This is a genomic window from Tepidibacter formicigenes DSM 15518, from assembly GCF_900142235.1.
In the GTDB taxonomy this organism is placed as follows: domain Bacteria; phylum Bacillota; class Clostridia; order Peptostreptococcales; family Peptostreptococcaceae; genus Tepidibacter; species Tepidibacter formicigenes.
This window is the reverse complement of sequence record NZ_FRAE01000013.1, coordinates 35045-48659: the sequence shown is the minus strand read 5'-3', so window position 1 is coordinate 48659 and position 13615 is coordinate 35045. Positions and strand designations below refer to the sequence as shown.

General features: G+C 27.0%; 13 protein-coding genes and 1 riboswitch. Of the genes, 3 read left to right on the top strand and 10 right to left on the bottom strand.

Annotated elements, in window-relative coordinates:
- Positions 1-113 precede the first annotated feature (113 nt).
- Positions 114-1418: a methionine gamma-lyase family protein gene (locus BUA77_RS04020; protein WP_072887541.1), complete on the top strand. Its 1305-nt coding sequence runs from the start codon at positions 114-116 to the stop codon at positions 1416-1418.
- Positions 1419-1748: 330 nt separating this feature from the next.
- Positions 1749-3674 carry a type I glutamate--ammonia ligase gene (locus tag BUA77_RS04015; protein WP_143151292.1) on the top strand — a complete coding sequence of 642 codons (1926 nt, stop codon included), beginning with the start codon at positions 1749-1751 and terminating at the stop codon, positions 3672-3674.
- Between the two features lie 32 nt (positions 3675-3706).
- Here BUA77_RS04015 and lexA read toward each other — a convergent pair whose 3' ends face one another.
- Positions 3707-4330 carry a transcriptional repressor LexA gene (gene lexA, locus BUA77_RS04010; RefSeq protein ID WP_072887539.1) on the bottom strand — a complete coding sequence of 208 codons (624 nt, stop codon included), beginning with the start codon at positions 4328-4330 and terminating at the stop codon, positions 3707-3709.
- An 89-nt stretch (positions 4331-4419) separates the two neighbouring features.
- Positions 4420-5544, bottom strand: a complete 1125-nt coding sequence (locus tag BUA77_RS04005) for a tyrosine-type recombinase/integrase (RefSeq protein WP_072887537.1) — start codon at positions 5542-5544, stop codon at positions 4420-4422.
- Between the two features lie 261 nt (positions 5545-5805).
- Here BUA77_RS04005 and BUA77_RS04000 point away from each other — a divergent pair, with 261 nt between their 5' ends.
- Positions 5806-6015 (top strand): hypothetical protein, encoded by a 210-nt coding sequence (locus BUA77_RS04000; RefSeq protein ID WP_072887535.1) that lies wholly within the window; start codon positions 5806-5808, stop codon positions 6013-6015.
- 514 nt (positions 6016-6529) lie between these two features.
- On the opposite strand, the gene thiE is transcribed toward BUA77_RS04000, so the two are convergent.
- The 8 genes from thiE to BUA77_RS03960 form a co-directional block, all read right to left on the bottom strand.
- The gene (thiE, locus tag BUA77_RS03995; protein ID WP_072887533.1) at positions 6530-7159 is read right to left on the bottom strand and encodes a thiamine phosphate synthase; all 630 of its coding nucleotides are present in this window, start codon (positions 7157-7159) and stop codon (positions 6530-6532) included.
- Between the two features lie 21 nt (positions 7160-7180).
- Positions 7181-7972, bottom strand: coding sequence for a bifunctional hydroxymethylpyrimidine kinase/phosphomethylpyrimidine kinase (gene thiD, locus BUA77_RS03990; protein WP_072887531.1), 792 nt, complete (start codon positions 7970-7972; stop codon positions 7181-7183).
- Between the two features lie 96 nt (positions 7973-8068).
- A riboswitch (TPP riboswitch) is annotated at positions 8069-8169 on the bottom strand.
- Positions 8170-8228: 59 nt separating this feature from the next.
- Complete coding sequence (yidA, locus tag BUA77_RS03985) at positions 8229-9032, bottom strand: sugar-phosphatase (RefSeq protein ID WP_072887529.1); 804 nt, start codon at positions 9030-9032, stop codon at positions 8229-8231.
- A 146-nt stretch (positions 9033-9178) separates the two neighbouring features.
- Positions 9179-10090 carry a S66 peptidase family protein gene (locus tag BUA77_RS03980; protein WP_072887528.1) on the bottom strand — a complete coding sequence of 304 codons (912 nt, stop codon included), beginning with the start codon at positions 10088-10090 and terminating at the stop codon, positions 9179-9181.
- Positions 10091-10214: 124 nt separating this feature from the next.
- Entirely contained in the window at positions 10215-10928 is a 714-nt protein-coding gene (gene deoD / locus BUA77_RS03975) for a purine-nucleoside phosphorylase (RefSeq protein WP_072887526.1), read from the bottom strand.
- Positions 10929-11425: 497 nt separating this feature from the next.
- Positions 11426-12874 (bottom strand): aminoacyl-histidine dipeptidase, encoded by a 1449-nt coding sequence (locus tag BUA77_RS03970; protein ID WP_072887524.1) that lies wholly within the window; start codon positions 12872-12874, stop codon positions 11426-11428.
- A gap of 14 nt (positions 12875-12888) precedes the next feature.
- On the bottom strand, positions 12889-13233 hold the full coding sequence (locus BUA77_RS03965; protein ID WP_072887521.1) for a hypothetical protein: 345 nt from the start codon (positions 13231-13233) through the stop codon (positions 12889-12891).
- A 1-nt stretch (position 13234) separates the two neighbouring features.
- Positions 13235-13594: a PqqD family protein gene (locus tag BUA77_RS03960; protein ID WP_072887519.1), complete on the bottom strand. Its 360-nt coding sequence runs from the start codon at positions 13592-13594 to the stop codon at positions 13235-13237.
- Between the last annotated feature and the right edge of the window lie 21 nt (positions 13595-13615).

Genomic DNA, 13615 nt, shown 5'->3' with positions numbered 1-13615 from the left:
TTATGCGAAGTTATATATAAAATTATATACCATATGACAAAAAAATTGAATATAATTTTTCTTTGTGGTAAAATCCTAATGTTGCAATAATACTTTTAAAGTGGGTGATATAAATGCTTAATGAAACAAAAGATATGCTTTTAAATTTTTATAATATTGATGATAAAATACTTAAATTATCTGAGAAGATAGAAAATGAAATTAAAGATCAGTTTAAAAAAATTGATGGAGTAAGAGAATACAATCAATATAAAGTCTTAAGAGCAATGCAAAAAGCAAAGCTGAGTGATACGCATTTTAACTGGACTACTGGATATGGATATAATGATATAGGAAGAGAAAAAGTAGAAGAAATATACTCTTATGTTTTTAATACAGAAGATTCAATAGTAAGACCTATTATAGTTAATGGTACTCATGCTTTATCTTTATGTATAAGTGGACTTGTAAGACCAGGAGATGAAATATTATCTGCTACTGGTAAACCATATGATACTTTAGAAGAGGTTATAGGAATTAGAGAATCAAAGGGCTCTTTAAAAGAATTTGGAGTTACATATAAACAGGTAGATTTTTTAGACAATGGAGACCCTGATTATGATAATATAAAAAATAGCATAAATGAAAAAACTAAACTTGTATTAATACAAAGATCTAAAGGATACAGCTGGAGGAAATCTTTAAGTATAAGTGATATAGAACATATAATAAAAACTGTAAAATCAGTAAGAGAAGATATAATAGTAATGGTAGATAACTGTTATGGTGAATTTTTAGAAACTAAAGAACCTACAGATGTTGGAGCAGATATTATGGCTGGTTCTTTAATCAAAAATCCAGGAGGAGGACTTGCTTTAACAGGAGGATATATAGTAGGGAAAAAAGAATTAGTAGAATTAATAGCTTTTAGACTTACTTCTCCTGGTATAGGAAAAGAATGTGGGCTTACTTTTGGAACAACAAGAACTGTACTTCAAGGACTATTTTTAGCTCCTTATATAGTTTCTCAGGCTTTAATGGGATCGATATTTTGTTCTAAACTATTTGAAAAATTAGGATATGAAGTTCTTCCAAAATATGATGATTTAAGAAGTGATATAATACAAAGTGTAAAATTAAAAAATGCTAATGAAGTAATATCCTTCTGTAGAGGTGTTCAATATGCTGCTCCTGTAGATTCATTTGTTAATCCTGAGCCATGGGCTATGCCTGGGTATGATAGTGATGTAATTATGGCGGCTGGAGCTTTTGTTCAAGGTTCTTCTATAGAGCTTAGTGCTGATGCTCCTATTAAACCTCCTTACGTTGTTTATTTTCAAGGGGGACTTACATATACACATTCTAAGTTTGGAGTTTTAAAGGCTTTATCACAAATGGTAAATGATAATAATTTTGATATTAACCAAATAATATTTTAGTATAATTAGTATGTATATTTTTTAGCGTTAGAGTATATAATGTACTCTAATGCTTTTTTATAATTAATAGGAAATTATAAGAAATTATAAAATGAAACTTTTTATTATAAATAATTCATAATTGAGAATATTATTTTTTTAATCTTTACAAATATCAAAATATATAATATAATTTCAATATTAATAAATGCAAATTTCTTAATTATATGTTGTTTTGGTTTTTAAAACGTACGAACATCATCGAATTATATACGGAAATAACGCTATAAAATTCGTAAAATTGTATTTTTTAAATTAATATTACATAAATCATATAAGGGAGGACATAACATGTTAAAAGAATTTAAAAAAGGTATTTTATCTAATCTTGTATACTTCATACCTAGAACTAAACATAATTCGGCTGAAATTAAACAAATTCTTACTTCTCATCCGGAAATTCAATTTGTATCATTAGTAGGTATAGATTTAAGAGGGAATGATACAGATGAAAAAATTCCTGTTAGTACTTTTTTAGATGATATAGATAAATTTCTTGAATATGGAATACAAACTGATGGTTCTAGTGTTGTTCTTCACAATATTGCTACACTAAATGATGCAAAAGTAGATATTGTTCCGGACAAAAATGTAAATTGGTTTATAGATTATAACTTTGAAAATTTAGATGATGAAACAGGTCTTCCTGTAGGAACTTTAAGAATACCATCTTTTTTAATTCATAATAATAAAATGGTATGCTCAAGATCAATACTTCAAAAGTCCATTAATAACTTTAAAAATAAAGTACTGAGCTTATTATCTAAAAATCCATATGCATTAAAATCTATAGGAATTGATAAATTTGAAGATATAGAAGAAATTCTTTTAACTTCAGCTACAGAACTTGAATTTTGGGTTAAAACTCCTGAAGATAAAGCAGATGAAGAGAAACTTTCTACATCTCAAAATTTAAAGGAACAATATTGGAAAAGAACTCAAGGAACAGTTAGAACAGCACTTGAAAGAACTATATGGCTTATGGATAAATACGGAGTTAATCCTGAAATGGGTCATAAAGAGGTTGGAGGTATTAGGTCTACTGTAGGTACTACTGGTAGATTAAATCATGTAATAGAACAGCTTGAAATAGACTGGAAGTATAGCAATAGTTTACAAGCAGCAGACAATGAGTTGATTGTAAGAAATCTTGTTACAGATGTGTTTCAAAGCCATGGCCTTGAAGTTTCTTTTCTAGCAAAACCAATTGAAGGAGTAGCAGGAAGTGGAGAACATACTCATTTAGGAGTAGCAGCTAAACTTAAAAATGGAAAAATAGTAAATTTATTTTCTCCAATTAATATGAAAAAAGAATATTTAAGTCCTATCGGTTTTGGGGCATTAATGGGAATACTTAATAACTATGAAGTAGTAAATCCTTTTGTAACATCTTCAAATGATGCGTTAAATAGATTAAAACCAGGTTTTGAAGCTCCAGTTTGTATAGTATCTTCTCTTGGGAAAAGTACAGAAAATCCTTCAAGAAACAGATCAATTTTAGTCGGACTAATAAGAGATATGGAAAATCCTTTAGCTACTAGATTTGAACTTAGAGCGCCAAATCCATTATCAAATACTTATTTAGTGCTAGCAGCGTCATATCAAACTATGCTTGATGGTATAACTTATTCTTTAGAAAACCAAAAATCATCTAAAGATTTAGAAATTGAATTTTCCAAAAAAGCTGGAGAAGAAAGTGAGTACTTAGAAGCTACTAGACAATATAGAAGTGAAGAAGATGTATTTGAATTTTATACAGAAGAAGAAAGAAATAAACTATTTGGTTTACCACCTAAAACAGTTTGGGATAATGCTAAAAATTTAGATTTATATGCTAATAAGAAAGAAGTATTAATACGAGGAGATGTATTTTCGTATGAAATTATAGGTTCATTTAAAGAATCTATAATAGATCAATGGTTAACAGAATTAAAAGATAGAATTTTAGGAGATAATATAAAAATAGTAAGATCTTGCAAAAAACTTCATCAATATGATGATGTATCTGATTTAGATGTTGTTACTTGGGAAAAAATACATCAACTAAAATGCTACTTGATGAAAGATAAAATGGATGAAAAATCTTTATTTACTAAAATAAGAGAAGGAATCGATAATAAGGATTATGATTTAGTATCTATTCTTCAAGTTGAAATGAAAGAAAAAATTAAAGAGCTAAAAGAATTATATTTAGTTTATAAAAGAAATTTATTTTAAATATAAAATAAGACATGGATAAAACCCATGTCTTATTTTATAACTCTAAAAACTCCTTTAACAGTTCCGAGTATTTTAACATCATCTAAATATATAGGTTCCATATAAGGATTTTCAGGTTGAAGTCTTATTTTATCTTTTTCTTTAAAAAATCTTTTAACAGTAGATTCGTTATCATCTGTCAAAACAACTACAATTTCCCCATTTCTTGCTACAGATTTCTTAGAAACAATGATATAATCTCCATCTAATATACCTGCACTAATCATGCTATCTCCTTTGACTTTTAACATAAAATTAATACCTCCCTCTATCAGATTGGAAGGTAATGGAATGAAATCTTCTATATTTTCCATAGCTAAAATAGGAGAACCAGCAGTAACACTTCCAACTAAAGGAACATCTATAGTTTCTTTTCTACTAAAAAAATTTTCATTATTAAAGTCTAAAATTTCAATAGCTCTTGGTTTAGTAGGATCTTTCCTTATATATCCTTTTTCTTCTAATTTATTTAGATGAGAGTGTACAGTAGATGTTGATTTCAAATTTACTGCGCTACATATCTCCCTAACTGAAGGTGGGTATCCTTTTTTATTTATTTGTAATTTAATAAAATTTAATATTTCTATTTGTTTTTCAGTTAAATTTGAATACACTTTAAAACTCCTCCCATCACTTAATTATAGTTACATTATATCACCAATACAAAAAAAATACAAACATTCGTTCTTTTTCGCATTAATCACTATTTTATTTCATCTTCTAACCATTCAAAATTTTTAACAATTTCTCTTTTAACATTTTTTTTATGAGCAGCATATAGTTGAGTAGTGGTTACATTATCATGGTCTAGTAAATTTTGAACATCATATATTGAAAAACCATATTGAATTAATGAAGTAGCTGATGTTGCTCTTAATTTATGAGGACTATAGCCATTTTCTCTTGAAGTTTGCATAGCTATTGAAGTATATTTTTTTACTAGTTCTCTTATAGCTCTTAAAGTCATTCTTTTATTTTGAATCGATAAAAATAAAGCATCTTTGTGTTCATCTGCTATTGATTCTGAATTTGATCTTTCAATATTTATATAATCCTTTATGACTAATTCACAAGTTTTATTAAGAGGCATTAAAACTTCTTTTCCTCTTTTTCTGAATATCTTAAATTCTCCTCGTGAAAAATTAAAAGAAGATATATTAAGCTCTCTAAGTTCACTAAGTCTTAATCCATATGTTACAAATAAAACTAGTATTGCTTTATCTCTAAGTTTTGTTTTTTTCCAATAAATTTTTTCTTTTTCAGTTAATCCCTGTCCAGTTTCTACTGCGTCTAACATTCTAGCTACTTCATCAACTTCTAATCTTTTTATAGCATCAGGCTGAGGTTTTGGAAGTTTTATTGGATTAAATCCATCTGTTATATTCTGATTTATTTGTTCATTCCTATATAAAAATTTAAATAGAGAAGATAGTGAGGATTTTTTTCTAGCTAAAGCTCTATTATTATTTTCAAATACTAATATATTATTTTCTGTTTTTTTATAATAGCGTGAACAATAATCTCCTAAAAATAAATTTACATCTCTTGCTTTTATATTATCAAATTCATCAACAGTTATGTCCTTTGGTATTTGTGCTTTTGTCAAGTCGGTTTCTGAGACTAGATATTTACAAAAAAATAAAATATCTTCCATATAGGCTAAGCGAGTAGAGTTAACAACAGCGTTTTTTAAATAAACAAAAAAATCTTTCATAAAATTAGGAAGTTCTTTTTCAATTTCAATACATCTTTCTATTAGATTATTTTCCTTTAAGACTATGTTATATGGTTTATCAGACTTATTATGTATTTTTAATTTTTTGTTCATTATAAAATAAAGCCTCCTTTATTTTTATGTCATATTCATATAATAGCAATTTTTCTATTTTAAAACAACTATCCTTAAATCACGAACATTATATTATGTTGTAAAATTATAAACTCGGGAAAAATTGATATAAATACGTACATTTATTTTTCGCACATTGATTTTGTTCGAATTTATAAAAATGTAAAATATTATATTTTTTTAATAATTTTTAGAAAAATGCAGAAGCTATATTAAAAAGATTTAGTGGAGGTAGTATTATTGATGTTTGAAAGCAAACAATTAAATCATATATTAAAAAGTTTAGATTATTCCATAAGTAGTCTTGAGAACGATTTGATAAAATATGAAGATTATTTTAGCAATGAAGAAATAATGCAAATATTAGATCAACTAAATGAATATAAAAATATTCATTTAAAGATTGAATGGCTAATAACAAATAAAGAATTACAACAATTTCTAGAATAATTTAAATAGAAATAGAATTTGTCAGATTTAAATAAATTAACACGATTCATGTATAATAAAAAAATTAGCAAAAACATTTTTATATATAATTATAAAATATTTAAGAATATATAAATTAAAGAAATATAAGTGAAATGAAGGTGTATGTAAGTGGAACTTATATTTCTTTAATTCAACTATTCCCTAAATATACATTTAAAGAATAGTTGAATTTTATTTTAAGAGGTATACTCTAATATCTTTTATGTTAGATTTATCTTATCAATTTTATATTTATTTAAAATTTAATTTAGGCTTATTAAGATTTTATATATAATCTGGATTTGAAATTTGTTTATTTGGATACTTATTGTATATATTAAATATCATTTTATACTATGAATATCTTAAAATCTTATCTTATCCATGGCTCTAAAATCCATCAATACATGCTTTCTAAAATCCATCAATACATGCTTTCTAAAATCCATCAATACATGCTTTTATAATAAAATAAATAAAGATTGCTATATCTTTAGCAACCTTTATTTATTATTTCATTTACCCACACTTTACTTTCGTTATATATATCATCAGCAGTTAATATAGCTGACACTACTGCATATCCATCTACATTACATTCTTTAAGCATATCTATATTATCTAATTTTAGTCCGCCTATTGCAACTATAGGTATATCTACACTTTTTTGTATATCCTTCAGTTTGTTTATGCTAACATGTTCTGCATCTAATTTTGTGTTTGTAGCAAATATTGCTCCTACTCCTAAGTAGTCAGCTCCATCATTTCTAGCCTTAACAGCTTCTTCTAAAGTTCTTGTAGATACTCCTAAAATCTTATTCTTTCCTATCAATCTTCTAACTTCAAATGCTGGTATATCTTTTTGTCCAACATGAACACCATCTGCATCAACAAGAAGAGCTATATCAACTCTATCATTTATTATAAATAACGCATTATATTTTTTAGTTAATTCTCTAAGCCTGTAAGCTTTTTCTAAAAACTCTTTTCCTAGACATTTTTTTTCTCTTAACTGCACTATAGTTACTCCACCTTTAAGTGCATCTTCTACACATTTATAAAAATCTCTTCCTTTTAATATATCTGAATCTGTTACTAAATAAAGTTTTAATTTATCCCTCATATGTCTTCCCCTTTTTATATATTAAAATGAGTAAAAATGATTTACAGGACCTACTCCTTTACCCATATCAAAACTATTTCTAATAGTTTCTGTTATGTATTTTTTACTTAAATCAATAGCCTTTTCTACACTATAGCCTAAAGCTAAGTGAGCAGTTATAGCTGATGATAATGTACATCCTGTTCCATGAGTATTTTTTTTATCTAATCTTTCTTGTTTATAAATTTCAAAAGTATCTTTGCCTATAAGTACATCTACTGCATCTCCTTTTAAGTGACCACCTTTCATAAGTACATATTTTAAACCAAGTTCCAATATTTTTTGACCTGCTATTTTCATATCATTTAAATTATCTATATGCATTCCAGTTATTTCTTCTGCCTCTAATGTATTAGGTGTTAGTATGTATGCCATTGGGATAAGATACTTAATTAAATTCATTTTAGCTTCTGGCTTTAGAAGTGAATATCCACTTTTAGATATCATAACTGGATCTACTACCAAATACTTAGGATTATATTTTTTAAGTGTATCTACTATTTCCTTTATTATTTGAGGACTAGATACCATACCTATTTTCACAGCTTTTGGAGGTATATCATCAAATATGACCTCTATTTGTTTTTTTATAATTTCGTTACTTAGTTCTTCTACTAAAAATACTCCTTGAGTATTTTGTGCTGTTATAGCAGTTATAACACTCATTCCATATGTTCCTAGTGCACTAAAAGTTTTTATATCTGCTTGTATTCCTGCTCCTCCAGATGAATCTGATCCTGCTATTGTTAATGTTGGTATTTTGTAATTTCTCATAGCTTCCCTCCTTGTTTTTAGAATAAAAAAAGCTATATTCCAGTATAGAATATAGCTTTTTGATACTATTTTGTAAATATAAAATGTAAGTATTTATTGTATTTAAATAAGCTTTCCTACGCTGGTATTATCCAGATCAGGTACAAGGGTTGATAGATAACTATCTCTCAGCCTATATGGCACCCCTAGCAAAATATTCTTTTTTTATTGCATAATTATAAGACATTTTCAATTAAAATTCAACCTAGAAAATATTTTATTTTAACATAAACTTATGAATTACATATGCTACACCATCATCTTCATTTGAAAGAGTAACATAATTTGCTACTTCCTTTACTTCATCAAAAGCATTACCCATGGCAACTCCTAATCCAGCATATTTAATCATATCAATATCATTGCCAGCATCTCCAACGCAAATAACTTCCTTTGGATCTAGACCTAATTCTTTTGCAATTGCATTAACTCCTACACCTTTATTTACAGACTTATCTAAAAACTCTAGGAAAAAAGGTGCACTTCTTACAATTGTGTATTTTTCTTTTATTTCTTTAGGAATCTTTTTAATTACTTTATCTATTAATTCAGGCTCATCAATAAACATAACCTTTACAATTGTTTCATCTTCACTAACAGATTCTACAGGAATTTCTTCAATAGGAATACTATTAAGGCTAGCTTCTACTTCTGTGTACTTGTTATTTTTAGGAGTAATTACGCTAGATTCTGTTAACGCGTGAATATTTACATTAAGTTTCTTACTTAAATCATAAAGTAATTTATAATCATTTAAATGTAATGTTGTCTTAGAAACTACTCTTCCACTCTTTGTATTTTGAACTAATGCACCATTAAAAGCTGCAACATAGTCTTCATCAGAAATTAAATTAAGTTCTTCTAAAAATTTTTTTACGCCTAAAAGAGGTCTACCTGTTGCAAGCACAACTTTTTTACCTATTTTTTTAGCCTTTTGAATAGCTTCATAATTTGCTTTAGAAATTTCTTTGTTTTCATTTAGTAAAGTTCCATCCATGTCTATTGCAATTAATTTATACATTTTATACCTCCTATTACTCTAGATACTCTATAATCTAACACACACTTACGATACTTTCAACAAAAACTGATTTTTTTAATTAATAAATTTCATATTACTTGTGAGTTTATTGCTTAAATTACAACACTATGAAGATAAGCTTAATTTTAACTCTTAATAATAATTTTTTGATTATCTGCATTAAGTTCACACATTATTCCTAAAGGTAATGTAACCATTGGATGGCAGTGACCAGATTTTAAATTATATATAGTGGGTTTATTAAAGGGTTTTATTCTATCTTCAATAACTTCCATTAATGTAAAACTTTCTTCTTCCGGATTGCACCCTGCAAAATCCCCTATAATAATTCCTATACATTCATTCAATTTACCTGATAAAGCAAGTTGTGTAAGCATTCGATCTATTCTAAATGGTCTTTCTCCTATATCTTCAATAAATAAGATTTTTCCCTTCGTATCAATTTCATATTTAGTTCCCATCATAGAACAAATAATAGATAAATTTCCTCCAACTATTTGCCCTAAAGCTTTTCCCTTTACTAATGTTTTTATTTTTATTCCTTTAGGATTTTTAACTTCCAAGTTGTTTTCTATATTTATAAATTTTAAAAATGACATTTTTGTGAATTCATCAAAGCTGTCTACCATATTAGATGATAGCATTGGACCATGATATGTAACTAAATCTGCTATTTGATTAAAAGCTATATGAAGTGCTGTAACATCACTATAACCTACAAATAACTTAGGATTTTTTTTTATAATTTCAAAATTAATCTTATCTAATATTCTTGAACATCCGTAACCACCTCTTATACATATAACAGCATCAACTTCATCATCAGCAAACATATTATTTACATCATTTGCTCTTAAATTATCCTCCCCTGATAAATATCCACCATATTTACTATAACAGCTTTCTCCCATCTTAACTTTAAATCCCATATTTTCTAAAACTTTTTTTGATTTATCCGCTCTTTTTTTTGATACAGGACTTGCAGGTGCAATAACACCTATAGTATCTCCTTTTATAAAATTTCTTGGTATAATCATAATTAACCTCCTAACTTACCTCATTTATGTTATTCTACTTTCTCTATTATATTTTTGTTACAATTAAAAAAGGCAGAGAAAAAATCTCTACCTTCAACATAACTCAATATTTATTATAATTTTATTACTCAGCTAGTTCTAAAGCAATTTTCATCATATTTGTAAATGATTTTTGTCTTTCTTCAGATGTAGTTAATTCATGAGTTACTAAATTATCTGAAACTGTTAATAAACAAGCTGCATTTTTTCCTAATACTTTTGCATTATGAAATAGTGCGAATGCTTCCATTTCTACTACAGTACATCCATGATTTTTATAAATATCCTTGTACTCCTCAAAGTTCTCACGATAGAATACATCAGACGAGTGAATTCTCTCTTTATGTATTTTAATTCCTAAATCATTTGCAATTTTCTCCAATTTATCATTTAGTTTAGAAGATGCAGCAATTACATCTTTATCATATCCACCTTGAACCTTGGCATATGTAGATTCACTCCAAGCTTCACTAGCTAATATTACATCATATAAATTTAAATCAGCAGTATAAGCTCCACATGAACCAATACGGATAATATTTTCTACTCCATAAAACTTGAATAATTCATATGAATAAATACCAATGCTAGGCATACCCATACCACTAGCCATTACAGAAATTCTACGTCCTTTATATGTACCTGTATATCCAAATATATTACGTACATTATTAAATTTTTCAACATTTTCTAGAAATGTATCAGCAATAAATTTTGCACGTAATGGATCTCCTGGCATTAATACTGTTTTTGCAATGATTTCTTGTTCTTTTACTTCAATATGCGCTGTTGGTATCATACTAAAACCTCCTTATAGTAATATATATTTAAAATATAAATTAACCTATAGAATTAATTACCACATAAATACTATACTAATATTATCTTACCCAAAATCATAACAAAATTACACAATAAAAAAAAGCTAAGCTTAATAACTATAGCCATTTATTTAACAAATTCAGATTTTAATTTCACAGTTCCGAAATTATCAATTTTTCAATTAATATCATAATCTCCATCAATCAAACGTATATTTTTTACTTTTGTACCTATTTTTTATCTTCACTCTTTTGGGTAATTCCCTATAGACTTATATACTATCATAGTATTCTCATATTAGCAAGATTAGCTTTTTTAAAGGTGGTGATAACGCTGAACGAAGAGCTGTAGGGAAACCTTCCACCACTACACCAAAAGGTAAATTTACCTTTTGGTGTAAGATGGCTTGGACTCAGTAAAATAAAGATGTTATTGAGCTTTCTAATTTAGTTTCAATTGGAACGGTTGTAAAAATCATTTAATTTGTTTTAATACTTCACATAAAAATTCATATACTCTTTTTGTTGAAGAAATACTTAAATGCTCATTTGGAGTATGCACATCATATATATTTGGTCCTAATGAAACCATATCAATATCTCCAACCTTTTCTTTTAATAATCCACACTCTAATCCTGCATGAATAGCATCTACTTTTATTTCTTTTCCATACATATCTTTATAAATTTTTGCCATAATATCTCTGATAGGAGAATTTACTTTATATTCCCATTCTGGATAATCTGATACTAACTCCATTTTAGCATCTACTAATTTACATATGTTTTGAATTCGATTGTTAATTTCATTTTTTAATGTTTTAACAGAGCTTCTTACAGCACTATTAAATGTAATTTCATTTTCTTCTGTCGTAAGAACACCAATATTATTAGAACTTTCAACTAATCCTTTTATACTTGCACTCATGGTTTGAACTCCAAAAGGAATTAATCTTAAAATAAAAATCAAGCTTTTTTTAGTTTGATAATTAATGATTTTTTCTTCTTCATCTGTTTTTTCAATGCTGATATTAATATTTGGATCAGATACTTCAAATTCTGATTTAAATATTTCTTCATACTCTTTTGCAATTTGTTCTACTTTTTCTTTATCATTTTTATCAATCATAAAAGTAACATAAGCCATTTTAGGTATGGCATTCATTTTTTCTCCACCTTGAATCTTTACAATATCTATCCCTATTTTAGAATCCATTTCTTCTAATACTCGCCCTAATAATTTAATAGCATTAGCTCTATTTTTGTTGATTTCCATTCCTGAATGTCCACCCAACAATCCTTTGATAGAAAGTGTATACGTTTCTTTATCTTGATTAGCTTTTTCCCATTTTATAGGTAAATGAACAATATTATTTACTCCTCCTGCACAAGAAGAAAGGAGCGTTCCTTCTTCCTCTGAATCAATATTAATTAAAATATCCCCGGATATATTTTCAGGTTTAAGATTTAGTACTCCATCCATTCCTGTTTCTTCTGCAACAGTAATTAATACATTAATAGCTGGATGCTCTAATTCATCTGATTCTAAAATTGCCATGGCCATGGCAACAGCGATTCCATTATCAGCACCCAAAGTTGTTCCTTTGGTTCTAATCATGTCTCCATCTACAAAAATAGGGATTGAATCTTTCTCAAAATCAAATTCTTCTTCTTTTGCACAAACCATGTCCATATGCCCTTGAAGAATAACAGTAGGCGCATTTTCATATCCCTTTGTTGCTGGTTTTTTTATAATTATATTTAGACATTCTTCTTGAATTACTTCTAACCCATGTTTTTTTGCAAATCTAACTAAATAATCACTAACACCTTTTTCATTACCTGAACCTCTTGGTATCTTTGTTAATTCTTCAAAATTTCTAAATACAGCTTCTGGTTTTAAATCTTTTAGTATATTACTCAATCAAAACAACCCCTTTATTTTAATTTATATTTTTTAGAACCCTTGTTAAACACTTCAACAATTAGCCCCTTGTTTATCATATCTACAACGAGATTTTTAATTAAAATTTTTGGTTCTGTAACCATTACTTTATTTTTACTCCAAAATAGAGATACTTTCGTTCCTTTAATAATACCTTCCATATCCTTTATAGTTAACTCTTTTCTTTTTTTTAACTCTGTTACTATTTTACCTTCAATCTTTTTATATAATTTATTTAATAATTCCTCATTTTTTCTCTGCTGCTTTATATATCCCCATGCTAATAAAAATGTAATTGTTATAGCAAATAAAAGTACTTTCAGTATGAAACTTATCAAATCAATCACTTACCTTTTCTAGTGTTATAAATTTATTATTTCTTAAAATATTAATATAAGTTCCTAATCTTTCATAAATCGGTTCTGCATTTTTGCCAAATTCATTTTTGAGTATATTTCCAATCTCTTCAATATTTCTTTCTCCGTCTATTGCTTTCCAAACACAACTTCCTTGTAAGTCTAAATCTATTTTCATAACTTTAGGAGTTTTAAAAAATACTCTAACGATTTTATCCAAAATACCTTCTCTTGGAATAATAATTTGAACAAGTCCTTGATCATTTAATTTCCATTTTTGATTTTTATTTTTAAAAGGAACTAATTCTAAAAAATTATCATTTTTTTTTATTTTTTTACTCATATTTTCACCTCTTTCTATTAA

Coding starts and splice junctions, on each gene's coding strand:
- BUA77_RS04020 (WP_072887541.1), top strand. CDS start 114: ATGCTTAATGAAACAAAAGATATGCTTTTAAATTTTTATAATATTGAT.
- BUA77_RS04015 (WP_143151292.1), top strand. CDS start 1,749: ATGTTAAAAGAATTTAAAAAAGGTATTTTATCTAATCTTGTATACTTC.
- BUA77_RS04005 (WP_072887537.1), bottom strand. CDS start 5,544: ATGAACAAAAAATTAAAAATACATAATAAGTCTGATAAACCATATAAC.
- thiE (WP_072887533.1), bottom strand. CDS start 7,159: ATGAGGGATAAATTAAAACTTTATTTAGTAACAGATTCAGATATATTA.
- thiD (WP_072887531.1), bottom strand. CDS start 7,972: ATGAGAAATTACAAAATACCAACATTAACAATAGCAGGATCAGATTCA.
- yidA (WP_072887529.1), bottom strand. CDS start 9,032: ATGTATAAATTAATTGCAATAGACATGGATGGAACTTTACTAAATGAA.
- BUA77_RS03980 (WP_072887528.1), bottom strand. CDS start 10,090: ATGATTATACCAAGAAATTTTATAAAAGGAGATACTATAGGTGTTATT.
- deoD (WP_072887526.1), bottom strand. CDS start 10,928: ATGATACCAACAGCGCATATTGAAGTAAAAGAACAAGAAATCATTGCA.
- BUA77_RS03960 (WP_072887519.1), bottom strand. CDS start 13,594: ATGAGTAAAAAAATAAAAAAAAATGATAATTTTTTAGAATTAGTTCCT.